We start from the raw sequence: 15,031 nt of genomic DNA, 5'->3' as shown, positions 1-15,031 counted from the left end.
TGGTTGTGCGGTAGATTTTGTGTGCAGGCTTCTTCATTTGAAAATTATATGGCTGAAGAAGCCCTTAAGAATAGCTTTGTGCAACAAAGCCTATTGAATCTATTATTGTAATTGATGGTTTTTCAGGTGAATTTTCTGGAGATGATGTGATACCTTTAGTAACTAAATCCATCTTTAACATCGCTTTGCAAAATCAAGAAAATTTAAGGAAAATTTTTGAAAGTCTTAAGTCTTTAGAATGGTTACCTAAAAAAGATACTCATTTTGATGTTGGTCAATTTAACATTCATGCTGTTAACAATGAGTATATTTTACCAGGTATTCAAATATTAAACAGAAATGCTAAAAAATATGTTGAAAATGTAAAGCTGTTTTTTAAGAACTATTAAAAAAACCCGCTCTAGAGCGGGTTTTTGATTCCAAAATTAATCAGTCTTAACCAATCAATTTCTTCATCAATTCATTCACTTGCGCAGGGTTAGCTTTACCTTTCGCGGCTTTCATCACTTGACCAACAAGACCGTTAAAGGCTTTCTCTTTACCAGATTTATACTCTTCAACCATCTTCTCATTAGCAGCAAGCACGTCCTTAATAATCGCTTCAATTGCGCCTGTATCAGTTTCCTGTTTCAAGCCTTTTTCAGCAATAATCTCGTCCGCAGTTTTGCCTTCTTCCCACATAAAGCCGAACACTTGTTTCGCAATCTTACCGTTAATCGTGTTGTCCACAATACGTGCAATCATGCCACCCAATTTCTCAGCAGATACAGGAGAATCAGCCAATTCTAAGCCTGCTTTGTTCAGCGCCCCTGAGAATTCACCCATCACCCAGTTTGCAGCAATCTTACCTTGTGCAGCACCGCCCGCAGCCTTAACAACTTCTTCATAAAACTCTGACATTTCACGAGTCAATGTCAGAACGTGAGCATCGTACTCAGTCACACCAAAGTCCGCTACAAAACGCGCACGACGTGCAGCAGGAAGCTCAGGCATAGTCGCTTTAATCGCTTCGATTTGCTCATCTGCAATGATCACAGGCAACAAGTCTGGATCTGGGAAGTAGCGGTAATCGTTCGCTTCTTCTTTCGAACGCATAGAACGCGTTTCCATCTTCACAGGGTCGAACAAACGTGTTTCTTGGTCGATGGTGCCATCCCATTCCAAGATTTCCATTTGACGTTCAATTTCAACATTGATCGCTTGTTCAATGAAACGGAATGAGTTGAGGTTTTTAAGCTCACAACGTGTACCAAACGGCTGACCCGGACGACGTAAAGACACGTTACAGTCGGCACGGAATGAACCTTCCGCCATGTTACCATCAGAAATACCTAACCAACGCACAAGTGTGTGAATCGCTTTAATGTAAGCAACTGCTTCTTCAACCGAACGCATATCGGGTTCAGATACAATCTCAAGAAGTGGTGTCCCTGCACGGTTTAAGTCGATGCCTGACATCCCTTCAAATTGGTCATGGATCGATTTACCTGCATCTTCCTCAAGGTGCGCACGTGTCACGCCAATGCGTTTTACTGTGCCATCTTCAAGTTGGATGTCGATATGACCCAAGCCCACAATCGGGTTGTCCATTTGGCTGATTTGGTAGCCTTTTGGAGAGTCAGGGTAGAAATAGTTTTTACGTGCAAATACAGACGCTTGGTCGATATACGCATCAATACCCAAACCAAAGCGAATGGCAAGATCAACCACTTCTTTGTTCAATACAGGCAGTACGCCCGGCATTGCCAAATCAACAAGGCTCGCTTGTGTATTTGGGTCTTGACCAAATTCAGTTGAAGAACCTGAGAAGATTTTAGATTTAGTCGCAAGTTGAGTGTGAATCTCAATACCAATAACGACTTCCCAACCATCAATCAAATTTGACTTAGGTTTTGCATTATTCTTCGCCATTATGCATTCTCCTCAGCAATTACAGCGCGTTTGGTGTGCCAATCAGTTGCTTGTTGGTATTGGTGCACCACAGACAACAATTGAGATTCTGACCAGTAGTTACCAATCAACTGTAAGCCAACAGGTAAATTATTTTGATCAAAACCAACAGGCGCGTTAATCGCAGGAAGACCTGCAAGGTTGACCGCGATGGTATAGATATCGCCCAAGTACATTTCAACTGGAGAAAGGTTTGCACCAATCTTATAGGCCGTTGTTGGTGCAGATGGCGCAGCAATCACGTCAACAGACTCGAATGCTTTTAAGAAATCTTGTTGGATTAAACGACGTACTTTTTGTGCTTTGACATAGTAGGCATCGTAATAACCTGCAGACAGCGCATAAGTACCAATCAAGATACGGCGTTGAACTTCAGCACCAAAACCTTCAGAACGAGAACGTTTGTACAAGTCCATGATGTCTTTTGGATCTTCACAGCGGTAGCCATAACGTACGCCGTCAAAACGTGACAAGTTAGACGATGCTTCAGCAGGGGCAATCAGGTAATAGGTTGGAACATATGCCTCAGTCATGTTGAGGTCAATTTCAACAAGCGTTGCGCCCATCTCTTCCAATTTTTTTAGAGATTCTTCAACACGAGCTTTAACGTCAGCAGCTAAACCTTCAACATTAAAGTACTGTTTTGGAATACCAATACGTAAACCTTTTACCGATGTGCCATTGAGGTTAGCCACGTAGTCATCAGCATCTTTTTGTACAGATGTTGAATCTTTTGCGTCATGACCTGCCATCACGTTCATAAGGTAAGCACAGTCTTCTGCTGAACGCGCCATTGGACCGCCTTGGTCAAGTGATGATGCATAGGCAATCATACCGAAACGTGATACACGACCATAGGTTGGTTTTAAGCCTGTAAGGCCACAGAACGATGCAGGTTGACGAATTGAACCACCTGTATCTGTACCAGTCGCAAACGGTGCAAGGTCAGCTGCAACTGCCGCAGCAGAACCGCCTGAAGAACCACCCGGAACACGGTCAAGCGCCCAAGGGTTCGCCGTTGCACCAAAGTAAGATGACTCTGATGTAGAGCCCATGGCAAATTCGTCCATGTTCACTTTACCTAAAGTCAATAGACCCGCAGCTTTACCTTTCGCTACAACGGTTGCGTCGTACGGAGAGATAAAGTTGTCTAGCATTTTAGAACCAGCCGTGGTTTTAATGCCTTGCGTACAGAAAATATCTTTATGTGCAATAGGTAAACCAGTCAAAGTGGTCGCTGTACCTGCTTTGATCGCTGCATCAGCTGCATCAGCTTGAGCCAATGCTTGTTCAGCAGTCACAGTGACATAAGATTTGACTTGCGCATCAATTTTTTCAATACGGTTTAAATAATGTTGCGTCAATTCACGTGAAGAGAATTTAGCGTTTGCTAAACCATCGATAAGTTCACGAACCGATAAGCGATGTAAATCTGTCATGAGAAAAATTCTTAACTAAAATTTAAATAGGGCAAAACTGAACAATTATTCAATTACACGTGGAACAAGATACAAACCGTCTTGCACAGCTGGTGCAACGGCTTGATAGTCATCACGATGGTTTTGTTCAGACACAGCGTCTTCACGTAATGGCTGCGGATGGTCAAATGGGCTCTTTAATGGCTCAACACCTTCGGTATCAATGCCTTTCAAGGTTTCCATCATTCCTAAAATTTTATTCAAACTTTGAGCATATTCAGCAGATTGAGTGTCATCCAAAGACAAGCGTGCTAAGTGTGCAATGCTTGAAACGGTTTGTGCATTTAAATCTGCAGATTGCTGAGCATCTGATGCTGACATGCTGTCTCACCTAATCAGTAATAAAAATATTCAAAATATCATGCGTTATAATAAGCGATTGACTTGTCCAAAGCATCACATTTAGTTAAAGTTGCCATCTTACGTCTATATAACGTTGAACTGAGAACGACCCGTGATTCTAAAACGACTAATTGGCTTGTTTTCGCCAGATCTAGCCATAGATTTAGGCACCGCTAATACACTAATTTATGCGCCAGGACGGGGCATTATATTAAATGAACCGACTGTTGTGGCAATTCGTCACAGTGGTTCACAAAAAATAGTTGCCGCTGTTGGCTTGGATGCTAAGCAAATGCTTGGTCGTACCCCTGCGAATATTTCTGCAATTCGTCCAATGAAAGATGGCGTGATTGCGGATTTCGAAGTCACTGAGACCATGTTAAACCAATTTATTGGTAAAGTGCATGAAAAGCGTCTTTTCCCACCAGCACCACGTGTTGTGGTGTGTGTGCCATGTAAATCAACTTTGGTTGAACGTCGTGCGATTCGTGAGGCTGTATTCAATGCAGGCGCACGTGATGTACGTTTAATCGAAGAGCCAATGGCAGCAGCGATTGGTGCAGGCATGCCAGTTGAGCAAGCATGTGGTTCGATGGTCGTAGACGTAGGTGGTGGTACAACTGAAATTGCAATCATTTCATTGCAAGGTTGTGTCTATGCAGATTCATTGCGCATTGGTGGTGATGTTTTTGACGAACAAATTATTCATTATGTTCGTAAAGCACACGGTTGCGTCATTGGTGAAACAACGGCTGAAACCATTAAGAAAGAAGTGGGTATGGCGCTTCCTGATGAAGATGGCAAAGTGTTAGAAATCGAAGTTCGCGGTCGTAACTTGGCGGAAGGTGTTCCGCGCGCAATTACGGTGACTTCTGATGAAATTACTCAAGCAATCACTGATCCATTGCAAAGCATTGTGTCTGCAGTGAAATCTGCGCTTGAACAAACACCTCCTGAGTTGTCATCAGATATCGCGGAGCGCGGTATTGTATTGACTGGTGGTGGTGCGTTATTACGTAACTTAGACAAGTTATTATCGCAAGAAACAGGTTTGCCAGTAGTAGTTGCTGAAGATCCGCTTTCTTGTGTAACACGTGGTGGTGGCAAAGTCTTAGAACTCTTTGACAACCCGAACCATGACATGCTGTTTGTTGGTTAATTTTCTGTAATTTAATTTAAGGACGAGGCGGTGCAACCGAATCTGTTTTCAAGACAACCGCCATCTTTTCGCTCTTTCATCATTGCAGTCATCGTGTGTTTGTTCGTGTTAATGTTTAATTGGCGCGCTCCACACTTGATTCAACCAGCAAGAGATGTCTTGTACGCGGCATATAATCCCATTTATGCCATTGCAAGCTATCCCGTTTTATCGAAAGAATGGCTCAGTCAACAAACCAAGTCTGAAGCGCAACTGCGTCGTGAGAATACTGCGATGCAGGCAGAGCTGCTTCAGGCTCAGGTTCGCCTTCAAAAACTCTCAGAACTCTCCGCTGAAAATACGCGCTTACGTGGATTATTGGATACGCCTTTGATCATTGACGGTCGTATGGAAATCTCTGAGGTGATTGGCACAGATGCTGATCCGTTACGTCATATCATTATCATTAACCGAGGTGCTGCGAGCCAACTGCGGGTCGGGCAAACGGTGTTGGATGATAACGGTATCATGGGGCAGATCATCAATGTTTATCCGCACAGTAGCCGTGTCATGTTATTGTCTGATAAAGAACACTCCCTATCTGTACGTTTTGAAAACTCTGGAATGCGTGCCATTGTGTCAGGCACTGGTGATTTAGGTCGTCTGAAAATGGAATATGTACCGACCAGCGCTAACGTCAAAGTTGGGGACAAGGTCTATAGTTCAGGTTTAGGACAACATTTTCCTGCGGGTTATTTGGTCGGAACAGTGTCCAAAGTTAAGCGTGAAAATACCGGTGAGTTTGCGCAGATAGACGTGAAACCTGCAGCTCAGTTGGCAGGTGGACACCATGTGGTGGTACTGTTCTCAGACTCATTAGCTATGGAGCAACCTCATGCTCAGCGCTAAAAAAATATCATCAGTTAAAACACGTGATCCTCTATGGATCATCGTGCTTTCAATCATTATTGGTTCGGTGTTGGTGGTGTATCCTCTGTCTTATACATTGGCAGGATGGCGACCGCTGATCATGTTGATGATTACGGTGTATTGGATCTTGCTTCAACCGACATGGTGTGGCGTTTGGTTTGCTTTTGCAGTCGGATTATTTACCGATTTACTGCTTGATGCACCCCTTGGATTACATGCCTTAAGCTTCGTTTTACTAACATTTACCATCCGTTGGTTTGTGCGTGAACGCCGTTTAATGACGTTTGGAAATACTTGGGCAATCGCTAGTGTTGCTATATTGGCACATCTGATTTATGTCCTGTTTGCACAAATTATTTCCGATATGCAATTTTCGATTACTCGTCATTGGCAGCCACTAATGAGCAGTATTTTAACTTGGCCCATCTTGTATTATTTGCTTAGAAAATGGCGAATTTAATCCTGGCGTCGAGCTCGCCTCGGCGTAAAGAACTGCTTGCACAGCTTGGACTTAAATTTGATATTTTTAGTCCAGAAATCGATGAGTCTGTACATGATGGTGAGCAAGCACATGATTATGTTCGACGTTTGGCAGAACAAAAAGCTCAGGTTGTTTTAGCACAATTTCCAGATGCGGTGGTCATTGCCGCAGATACAAGCCTCAGTTTAGATGGGCAAATTATTGGCAAACCTGACTCGAAGCAACATGCGTTTGAAATTTGGCAATCCTTGTCAGGGCGTCAGCATGAAGTTCTCAGTGGCCTTTGTGTGGCTTCACAACATAAAACAATAAGTACGGTAGTGAGCACAAAGGTTGATTTTCAATCACTCAGTCATCATGATATGGAAGAATATTGGTCAACTGGGGAACCTGTAGGAAAAGCAGGGGCTTACGCAATACAAGGAATCGCCGCAAAGTTCGTTCCTCGTATTGAAGGTAGCTACACAAATGTGGTGGGTTTGCCTTTACATGAAACATCACAGTTACTGAATCAAATATTGAAAAATGGTTAAGGCACTAAATTAACCTTTTAAAAAATTTTTATAATGTTTTGAGTGTTTTTTATGTCTGACGAGTTGTTGATTAACGTCACCCCAATGGAGTGTCGGGTGGCGTTAGTTGAAAATGGGACGGTCAACGAACTATTTGTTGAACGCAACGCTAAACGTGGTTTAGTCGGGAATATTTATAAAGCCAAAGTTGTACGTGTATTGCCTGGTATGCAAGCGGCATTTGTAGACATTGGCTTATCTCGTACTGCTTTTTTACATATCAATGACATGATTTGGCCTCGTAATCAACCGACGCCAAATGTCTTTGATCTTCTGCAACCAGGTCAGATTCTGACAGTGCAGGTCATGAAAGATATGTTAGGCACGAAAGGTGCGCGTTTAAGTACTGATCTTTCCATTCCTTCTCGCTATTTGGTGATGATGCCTTATGGACATCATACTGGCGTGTCTCAGCGAATCGAATCAGAAGAAGAGCGTGATCGTTTACGTTCGATCATTGAGCGTATTCAAGCTGAACATAAGTTACCCGGTTCTGTCATTGTACGAACTGCAGCAGAGGGGATCGAAGAGGCCGCTATTGCGCAAGATATGGCGTATTTGGCAAAACTTTGGGAATTTATTCAGCGCAAACAAAAAAGTGTCGTGGTGCCATCACTTATCTTTGAAGAGCTACCACTTCCTCAACGTATCATCCGTGATCTGGCAAATGAAGATACGGTAAAAATTCAAGTCGATTCAAGAGAAGTGTTTGGCAAGCTACAAGAGTTCGTGGCTGAGTTTGTACCAAATATGGTTGATCGTCTGAAACATTATCCTGGTGAGTGTCCGATATTCGACTTATACAATGTTGAAACAGATATTCAAAAAGCATTGCAAACACGTGTTGCTTTAAAGTCTGGTGGTTATCTCATGATTGATCAGACGGAGGCCATGACCACTATTGACGTCAATACAGGCTCATATGTAGGTGGACGCTCTCTTGAGGACACCGTCTTTAAGACCAACATGGAAGCTACACAAGTCATTGTGCGTCAACTCAGACTGCGCAACTTAGGTGGAATTATCATTATTGACTTTATTGATATGCAAGAGGCCTCACACCGTGATGAAGTGCTTAAGCAATTTGAAAAAGTCTTAGAACGTGACCATGCAAAAACTAAAATCACTCAAGTGTCTGAGCTTGGCTTGGTAGAAATGACGCGTAAACGGACGCGTGAATCACTTGAACATTTGTTATGTGAGTCTTGTCCAACGTGTCAGGGACGTGGTTATGTGAAAAGTGCCGAGACTGTTTGTTACGAAATCTTTCGAGAGATATTAAGATATGCTCGAGATTTTGAGTCTCAGACTGACTTTACTGTCGTTGCGCATCCATCGGTTGTGGATCGATTATTAACCGTAGAAGCTGCGGCCGTCTCTGATTTAGAGCATTTTGTGAAACGTGTCATTAAGTTCCAAGTCGAAAATTTATACACGCAAGAGCAATACGATATCATTTTGAATTGAAATTGTAACAGAATATCGTTAAACACTTGTTACAACTGAGATTTTACATTCGATCCCGATTTCTCAATACTTAAGAAATCAAATCGAATAGCCAAAGACAGCGATGTTGTCTTAGCAAAGTGAGGTCAAAGTGGGTATGAATTTAACGGAACAATTAGCGGGTAGCCATCGTCAAATTGTGGATTCAAACAAAAGCGCTTGCTTGATGCTCAACGATCAAGGTCAAGAAGTTCGAGTTACACAAGCGATGGTCGTTTCGCTCTGTCAGCAATTAATCAAGCAGTGTCGTAATATTAAAAATTAAGGGGCCTTTTTAAAGCCCCTTAATTTTTTTGTGAATATCGAAATATACAGCCTTAAGCTGGTTTTTCATTTGCAACTTCTATATCCGTTACTACTTGTTTCTTCACTGCACTACGCTTAGTGGTCTTTTTCATAATCTGCGGTTTTTCATCTTCAGGTAAACCCACAATTTTTTCAAATCGTTGAATCTCATCTTCTAAATGGGTCAATAAATTTTGCATCTTAGGCAAAGCATTTCGACATGCGGTTAAACCGACTTCTAATTTATCCATATAACTGGTCATTGTAATATTCAATGCTTGACCATCAAGTACGATAGAAGCAGGGTAGAGTGCGTCCAAACGTGCACCATTCCAATATAGCGGCTCTTTAGGCCCTGGTACGTTAGAAATAACGAGGTTAAATGCCTGACGTTTAGGTGCTAAACCAGAGATGATATTTAAACCTGCAGGACCATATACGAAGGCACTATAGTTGAGAATCTGATCTGAAGTCATGCGTTTGAATTTTTGTTTCGCATTCATTACGCTACGACGAATAAGATCGAGTCGTTCTAATGGATCGGCTTTATGTGTCGCTAAGTTGGCCAGAATCATCGTTATACGATTTGACATATCTGAATCATCAGTACGAACGGAGACAGGAACCATAGCGATTAATGGTTTCTCAGGTAAAGCACTTTGACTGATTAAGTATTCACGCAAAGCACCAGAGCAAATCGCGAGAACAATATCGTTAATGGTCACACCCAGTGATTTTGAAATATGGTTGAGGCGCTTAAACTCATATGACTGAGCAGCGAAACGACGCGATGAGCTGACTTTTTGATTCAGAATACTACTTGGGGCTTGGAAACTAGATACATAGTCCGGATTACGTCCCATATCCTTAAAGACAGTTTCAGACAGCACTTTGAATACACCCGGTGTAGACTGCACTTGACCTTTCAAATTAGACAATATTTGTTTTGCACGGCTTACTTTAGGTGTTTTAAGTCGCTTAGCACGCGGACCTTCGAGACACCATGGCGGAACGATACTTCTTGCATTTGGATCATGAGAGAGTGATTTTTCAATTAAACGCATGCCTGCAATACCATCGACCATCCCATGATGTATTTTGAAATACATGGCGAAACGATTGCCTTCAATGCCCTCAATGATATGACACATCCATAATGGCTTAGCTCGATCAATTAATGAACTGTGCTCTTGGGAAATGTAGGTGAGTAGCTCACGAATACGACCAGGATGTGGTAGAGCAATATGTCTGAAGTGATGATCAAGATCGAATTCAGTGTCTGTGTCCCAAAACAGTCCGTTTAATTTATTATTAAACGGTGGAATTGGAATAGATTTTGAGTTGCGAATATCTGCCACTAAATCTTGAATAAAGGTTGGTGGCGCATCTTCTGGAATTTCAAATAAAAATAATCCGCCAACATGCATGGGCTGTTGTCTTTTTTCCAAAGATAAGAAAATAAAATCAAGCGGGTGTAATGGGCGCATAGTCTAGGTTTGCCTCACTGCAAATTTCTAAAATTGTTTTTTAGAATTATCAATCCAAGAGATCAGTATAGACGTATTTGTTGAAGGGGGCATAAATTTTTTTAATGAATGGTCAGTACAAAAAAGCCACTTTAAATCAGTGGCTTAAAACTTTGTGAGACAGTTTTTACTTTTTTAAATTACCTGAATGTAAACCACATTCTTTATGCGTTGCTTCTTCCCACCACCAACGACCTTCACGCTCGTGCTGATTTGGAAGTACTGGACGCGTGCATGGTTCACATCCAATTGAAATAAAACCTTTTTCATGCAATGGATTATATGGAATTTCCATCATGCGAATATAATTCCAAACGTCAGCACTCGTCCAATTCGCCAAAGGGTTGTATTTAATGAGTTGTTTACCTTCACCTGAAAAACCTAGATCAGCTTGAATCACTGGAATTTCAGTACGTGTACCCGGACTTTGATCTTTACGTTGACCCGTGATCCAACCATCAAGTGTTGCTAACTTTTTACGAAGAGGTTGAACCTTACGGATACCACAACACTCTTTGTGATCATCTTGATAAAAGCTAAACAGTCCTTTTTCGTTGACCAGATTCTGAACAGCTTCAGCTTCCGGGAAACATATTTCAATGTTGATATTATAGTGCTTACGAACAGTCTCAATAAATTGATAAGTTTCTGAATGCAAGCGACCTGTATCTAGACTAAACACGCGAAAAGGTTTACCTAAATTTGCAGCCATATCAATCAATACAACATCTTCAGCACCTGAAAATGAAATGGCAATTTCACCTGTTTGATTTAAAGCTAAGGCTATAATTTCCGAAGGGGATTTATCTTCATACTCTGATGCAAGTGCATCAATTAAATCTATGCTTGGAATGGTAGTCATGAGAATCCTGGCGATATAGGCTTGGAAACAACAAGTCCTATATTAAAATATTTGATGTATATTTTAGTTGAATTCAGAGATTTATCTTATGAAATAAAAATAAATACTTATGAATAAAATAGATTTAAAAAATTACATCGATATTCAACAATCTTCGGCTATGATATTGCAAATTTTATTAATGCTGAGGGCAGTATCATGGAAATCGTTTGTCTAGATCTTGAAGGCGTTTTGGTTCCTGAAATTTGGATTAATTTTGCAAAAAAAACAGGAATTAAAGAGCTTGAAGCAACAACTCGAGATATTCCAGACTACGATGTGCTCATGACTCAGCGTTTAAATATTCTTAAACAGCATGGTTTAGGTTTAAATGACATTCAAGCTGTTATTGCAGATATGGGACCGTTTGAAGGTGCTAAGGAGTTTGTCGAGTGGGTACGTACTCATTTCCAACTCATCATTTTATCAGACACATTCTATGAATTTGCTCATCCATTGATGAAGCAGTTAGGTTGGCCTACGATTTTCTGTCACAAATTAGAAACTGACGAAAATGGTATGATTACAAATTATAAACTACGTCAACCTGATCAAAAACGTAAAGCAGTGCAAGCTTTACACGGTTTAAATTTCCGTGTAATTGCTGCAGGCGACTCGTATAACGATACTACGATGCTCGGTGAAGCAGATCAAGGTTTCTTATTTGATGCGCCGGATAATGTAATTGCAGAATTCCCACAATTTCCTGCGATTAATGGTTATGCTGCATTGAAAGAAGCGATCCGCAATGCTTCTGTACGTGATATTCCAGCCTAAGTTATTACTTTGAAAAAAGGACGCTTTAGCGTCCTTTTTTTATAACAATTGTTAGAATCGATACCCGATTTTCATGCCATAACCTAATGCATAATTGTTGCTGAATTCTCCAACATTTATTCCACCCGTTTGAGCAGTTGCATCGCCTAACCAGAAATATTTAACACCAGCTTGAATAAAGCTTTGCTGTGATGGGTTGAATTGACCACCTAAGCCTACACTCCAATAACCTTCAGTTGGACCTAAAGTGGTTACAGGGTTTCCAGCTCCAGAGTCATAGCCTACAGTTGTGGTTGCTGCCCATTGATCATTAAATTTATGTGCAACACCTAAGGTTGCAGAGTACTGATCATCGGAATACGAAATGAGGTCCTGTCCAACTAATCCAAGTAATTTAGGTGTAACCGTAAATTGATCCCAATGAACCCAACGCAGGTTAGCAAACGCCAAAGTGTTTGTTGCAATTCCAGACTGTAAATCAATATTTACAGATTGTGGAGTAACTGCTTCAGTTACTTCAGAGATCTTATCTAATCTATTAAACTCAGGCATTTTTAATGCATCTGCGTAAAGTGGAAGGAGCGAGGTTTCATTCGACTGAGCTTTGTGTTTAATCTCAGAGCGATAAGTGATAGATGCTTTTAATGCAGTTTTTGGAATTTGGTATGCAGTACCTGCAATCCAGCCATAAGCTTCTTTTTGGTCTACATGGATGTTATAGCCATTTAAGACTTGGTATGCACTACCTTTTAAATTGATATCAGCTTCAACTGTTTGCCATACTGGACCAGCGTAAAAATTCCAATTTTCAGTGGGTTGATAGCCAATAAGTGCAGTTAAATTTTGTGTTTTAACTTCAACTGATGTACCACTTAAACTATTCCCAAATGATTGATTTTTAGCATCGTATAATGCATCTGCACCAAAAGGCTGATCGTAAATTAATCCTAAAGAAACTTGGTCAGTAATCTGTAGTTTAAGAGCAGTGTTTACAAAATAATAATCACTGCCCATATCGGTAATTTTTTCGCCTGTTAAATCCTGACCAGTGATTTTATTAATCACGGTGGAAGAACCTTTAACGGTGGGATCTAAAACAGAAATACCAGCTTCTGCATAATTACCTGATTGGAGAAATGCTGAAATTGACTGACCTGAACGATCTAATCCTGCGGCGTAAATTGAAGTTAATGGGAGCGTAGATAATAAGACAGAGTATGAAAGTACTTTAAATTTCATGATGTTCATCCATGAATGCCATATGGCGAAAAAAATTGCATGAAAAATAACATAAATAAAAAAAGAGTAAATACTCGGAAATGTTTGAAATATAATCAAATTTATGTAGCTTCAATATCAAGTTATGAGATTAAATAATTATGTCCATGTTTTTAAAAAATATTATTGAGCAAAAAAGGAATTGTAGTTTGAGTCGTTTTCTTATTTTAAATGATGATATAACAGGCAATTAATTTATACTTGTATAAAAATAAAAAAAGACCACAATCATGTGGTCTTTTTTTATTGATGAATGATTAGAATTTATAGCCGATTTTAAGACCATAAGCTAAAGCGTCATTGTCTTCAAACTTTCCTGCTGCGCTATGTGCACCTGTCTGAGCATCAGCATCACCTAACCAGAAGTATTTAACACCACCTGCAATAAACGTAGCTGGAGTAGGGCTATATTGAAGACCTAAACCTACGTTCCAATAACCTTCTGTTGGTCCAAGTGTCGTTACAGGATTGCCTGCACCTGAGTCCCATCCAACTGAAACATTACCAGCCCATTGCTCGTTAAATTTACGACCTACACCTGTTGTTACAGACCATTGATCTTTAGAATAATCAACTAGGTTAAATCCATTAGGTTTGCCTAAAGATGGTAATAGTCCACCAGCAAGCTCTGATAATTGACCAAATTTATGAGGGCGTATAGAGAAACTTGACCAGTCTACCCAACGTATGTTTGCAAATGCTACGGTGTTAGCCATAATGCCAGATTGTAAATCTAAATTTACAGATTGTGGTGTAGTGATTTTAGTTTCACCAGATGAATTAAGACCTGCCAAAGCTGAACCTGGTAATGCTCCAGAAGCCACTAGTAAAGAACCTAGAGGCGCAATGAGAGGAATACTTTCATTAACATTGACTTTATGATCAATTTCGGAACGATAAGTAATCGATGCTTTAAGCGCAATCTCAGGAATTTGATATGCTGCGCCAGCTAACCATCCAAAGGCATTGTCTTCAGGAATATCAGCATCATAACCATTAAATAAGCTATATGCTGAACCACGAAGTTTTACGTTACCTTTAACTGTTTGATAGACTGCACCACCATAAAAGTTAAAATTTTCTGTAGGTTGGTAGCCTAAAATCAGTGATAAGTTTTGAGTATCAACTTCGACAGATGTGTTTCCAGTTATTTGAGTTCCTAAACCGATTGCAACTGGTAATCCAGTAGACGGATCTGTGATTACAGGTATACCGTTAAAGCTTCCTGTTGGATTAGCAGTCACTACTGGTAATCCATTTGTCAAAGCAGTTCCAGGTAATACACCATCGGCTGGGCTAGCGACAAAATTATTTGTTCCTGTGTATTCAGCATCTGCACCAAAAGGTTGATCATATAAAAGACCCACTGAAATATTATCAGTCGCTTGTATTTTTAATGCTGCGGTAGGGAAGTAGTAATCACCAGCCATATCTCCAGTATGATTACCCGATAAATCTTTACCAGAGACAGATGGATCTAAAATTGAGATACCTGCTTCAAAGTAATTTCCTGGTTGAAGGAATGATGAAATAGATTGTCCAGAACGATCTAATGCAGCAGCAAAAGTGCCTGATGATGCTAAACCGAATAATACAGCAGCTGATAATTTTGTTAATTTCACTTGAATTTTCCCTGATCTTCTTCAATGAATTATTTTGTATTTTCCAATTGAATTGAGGATTAGTTATCTTAAACTGATCCTAAATCATATATTCACAAAATAACACATTAAGAATCAGAGTAAATACTCTAAGGAAATAAATTTATAATTGAATTTTAATTCTGATAAAAATAATAGGAATTTTATTTTTATATAAATTATTGAATTTATGAATTATTTAATTTTGAGTCATACTATCTTATCGT

At 40.2% G+C, this 15,031-nt stretch carries 15 protein-coding genes; 8 read left to right on the top strand and 7 right to left on the bottom strand.

The genetic code is table 11. The features are described from left to right. Positions 1–146 precede the first annotated feature (146 nt). Positions 147–389: a hypothetical protein gene (locus AC1M84_RS12415; protein WP_481595094.1), complete on the top strand. Its 243-nt coding sequence runs from the start codon at positions 147–149 to the stop codon at positions 387–389. A 46-nt stretch (positions 390–435) separates the two neighbouring features. Here AC1M84_RS12415 and gatB read toward each other — a convergent pair whose 3' ends face one another. The 3 genes from gatB to gatC are packed head-to-tail and all read right to left on the bottom strand — an operon-like array spanning position 436 to position 3,749. Beyond that, positions 436–1,911, bottom strand: a complete 1,476-nt coding sequence (gene gatB / locus AC1M84_RS12410; RefSeq protein WP_481595093.1) for an Asp-tRNA(Asn)/Glu-tRNA(Gln) amidotransferase subunit GatB — start codon at positions 1,909–1,911, stop codon at positions 436–438. Further along, positions 1,911–3,389 carry an Asp-tRNA(Asn)/Glu-tRNA(Gln) amidotransferase subunit GatA gene (gene gatA, locus AC1M84_RS12405; protein ID WP_481595092.1) on the bottom strand — a complete coding sequence of 493 codons (1,479 nt, stop codon included), beginning with the start codon at positions 3,387–3,389 and terminating at the stop codon, positions 1,911–1,913. Before gatA ends, gatB begins: the two co-directional genes overlap by 1 nt. A gap of 45 nt (positions 3,390–3,434) precedes the next feature. Continuing rightward, positions 3,435–3,749, bottom strand: a complete 315-nt coding sequence (gene gatC / locus AC1M84_RS12400) for an Asp-tRNA(Asn)/Glu-tRNA(Gln) amidotransferase subunit GatC (protein ID WP_035269791.1) — start codon at positions 3,747–3,749, stop codon at positions 3,435–3,437. 133 nt (positions 3,750–3,882) lie between these two features. Between gatC and AC1M84_RS12395 the strand changes: the two genes are divergently transcribed. From AC1M84_RS12395 to AC1M84_RS12370, 6 genes are all read left to right on the top strand, one after another. Continuing rightward, positions 3,883–4,929, top strand: coding sequence for a rod shape-determining protein (locus AC1M84_RS12395; protein WP_035269793.1), 1,047 nt, complete (start codon positions 3,883–3,885; stop codon positions 4,927–4,929). Positions 4,930–4,959: 30 nt separating this feature from the next. Further along, positions 4,960–5,817: a rod shape-determining protein MreC gene (gene mreC / locus AC1M84_RS12390; RefSeq protein ID WP_481595091.1), complete on the top strand. Its 858-nt coding sequence runs from the start codon at positions 4,960–4,962 to the stop codon at positions 5,815–5,817. Beyond that, positions 5,804–6,298: a rod shape-determining protein MreD gene (mreD, locus tag AC1M84_RS12385; RefSeq protein ID WP_092766998.1), complete on the top strand. Its 495-nt coding sequence runs from the start codon at positions 5,804–5,806 to the stop codon at positions 6,296–6,298. Before mreC ends, mreD begins: the two co-directional genes overlap by 14 nt. Then, complete coding sequence (locus tag AC1M84_RS12380) at positions 6,286–6,852, top strand: Maf family nucleotide pyrophosphatase (protein WP_180028090.1); 567 nt, start codon at positions 6,286–6,288, stop codon at positions 6,850–6,852. The genes mreD and AC1M84_RS12380 overlap by 13 nt, the downstream gene beginning before the upstream one ends. Positions 6,853–6,903: 51 nt before the next feature. Further along, positions 6,904–8,358, top strand: coding sequence for a ribonuclease G (gene rng / locus AC1M84_RS12375; RefSeq protein ID WP_035269804.1), 1,455 nt, complete (start codon positions 6,904–6,906; stop codon positions 8,356–8,358). A 136-nt stretch (positions 8,359–8,494) separates the two neighbouring features. After that, the gene (locus tag AC1M84_RS12370; protein WP_171076802.1) at positions 8,495–8,662 is read left to right on the top strand and encodes a PA1571 family protein; all 168 of its coding nucleotides are present in this window, start codon (positions 8,495–8,497) and stop codon (positions 8,660–8,662) included. Positions 8,663–8,714: 52 nt separating this feature from the next. Here the strand turns inward: AC1M84_RS12370 and AC1M84_RS12365 are convergent, their stop codons facing one another. Then, on the bottom strand, positions 8,715–10,169 hold the full coding sequence (locus tag AC1M84_RS12365; RefSeq protein WP_481593598.1) for a WS/DGAT/MGAT family O-acyltransferase: 1,455 nt from the start codon (positions 10,167–10,169) through the stop codon (positions 8,715–8,717). A 166-nt stretch (positions 10,170–10,335) separates the two neighbouring features. Then, the gene (locus AC1M84_RS12360) at positions 10,336–11,070 is read right to left on the bottom strand and encodes a phosphoadenylyl-sulfate reductase (protein ID WP_035269807.1); all 735 of its coding nucleotides are present in this window, start codon (positions 11,068–11,070) and stop codon (positions 10,336–10,338) included. A 198-nt stretch (positions 11,071–11,268) separates the two neighbouring features. Between AC1M84_RS12360 and thrH the strand changes: the two genes are divergently transcribed. Next, a complete protein-coding gene (thrH, locus tag AC1M84_RS12355; protein ID WP_035269809.1) occupies positions 11,269–11,886 on the top strand; it encodes a bifunctional phosphoserine phosphatase/homoserine phosphotransferase ThrH in 618 nt (205 codons plus the stop codon). A gap of 51 nt (positions 11,887–11,937) precedes the next feature. Here thrH and AC1M84_RS12350 read toward each other — a convergent pair whose 3' ends face one another. Both AC1M84_RS12350 and AC1M84_RS12345 read right to left on the bottom strand, forming a co-directional pair. Then, positions 11,938–13,125, bottom strand: coding sequence for an OmpP1/FadL family transporter (locus tag AC1M84_RS12350; protein WP_481595090.1), 1,188 nt, complete (start codon positions 13,123–13,125; stop codon positions 11,938–11,940). A gap of 296 nt (positions 13,126–13,421) precedes the next feature. Then, the gene (locus AC1M84_RS12345) at positions 13,422–14,786 is read right to left on the bottom strand and encodes an OmpP1/FadL family transporter (protein WP_092767002.1); all 1,365 of its coding nucleotides are present in this window, start codon (positions 14,784–14,786) and stop codon (positions 13,422–13,424) included. Between the last annotated feature and the right edge of the window lie 245 nt (positions 14,787–15,031).

The organism is Acinetobacter sp. 24-47-66 (assembly GCF_056779755.1).
The sequence above is the reverse complement of the archived record's forward strand: the minus strand, read 5'-3'. Positions and strand labels throughout refer to the sequence as shown.

Excerpts from the sequence above, each read along its gene's own strand:
- gatB (WP_481595093.1), bottom strand. The coding sequence starts at position 1,911 with ATGGCGAAGAATAATGCAAAACCTAAGTCAAATTTGATTGATGGTTGG.
- mreD (WP_092766998.1), top strand. The coding sequence starts at position 5,804 with ATGCTCAGCGCTAAAAAAATATCATCAGTTAAAACACGTGATCCTCTA.
- AC1M84_RS12360 (WP_035269807.1), bottom strand. The coding sequence starts at position 11,070 with ATGACTACCATTCCAAGCATAGATTTAATTGATGCACTTGCATCAGAG.
- AC1M84_RS12380 (WP_180028090.1), top strand. The coding sequence starts at position 6,286 with ATGGCGAATTTAATCCTGGCGTCGAGCTCGCCTCGGCGTAAAGAACTG.
- thrH (WP_035269809.1), top strand. The coding sequence starts at position 11,269 with ATGGAAATCGTTTGTCTAGATCTTGAAGGCGTTTTGGTTCCTGAAATT.
- gatC (WP_035269791.1), bottom strand. The coding sequence starts at position 3,749 with ATGTCAGCATCAGATGCTCAGCAATCTGCAGATTTAAATGCACAAACC.
- AC1M84_RS12350 (WP_481595090.1), bottom strand. The coding sequence starts at position 13,125 with ATGAAATTTAAAGTACTTTCATACTCTGTCTTATTATCTACGCTCCCA.
- gatA (WP_481595092.1), bottom strand. The coding sequence starts at position 3,389 with ATGACAGATTTACATCGCTTATCGGTTCGTGAACTTATCGATGGTTTA.
- AC1M84_RS12365 (WP_481593598.1), bottom strand. The coding sequence starts at position 10,169 with ATGCGCCCATTACACCCGCTTGATTTTATTTTCTTATCTTTGGAAAAA.
- AC1M84_RS12370 (WP_171076802.1), top strand. The coding sequence starts at position 8,495 with ATGAATTTAACGGAACAATTAGCGGGTAGCCATCGTCAAATTGTGGAT.
- rng (WP_035269804.1), top strand. The coding sequence starts at position 6,904 with ATGTCTGACGAGTTGTTGATTAACGTCACCCCAATGGAGTGTCGGGTG.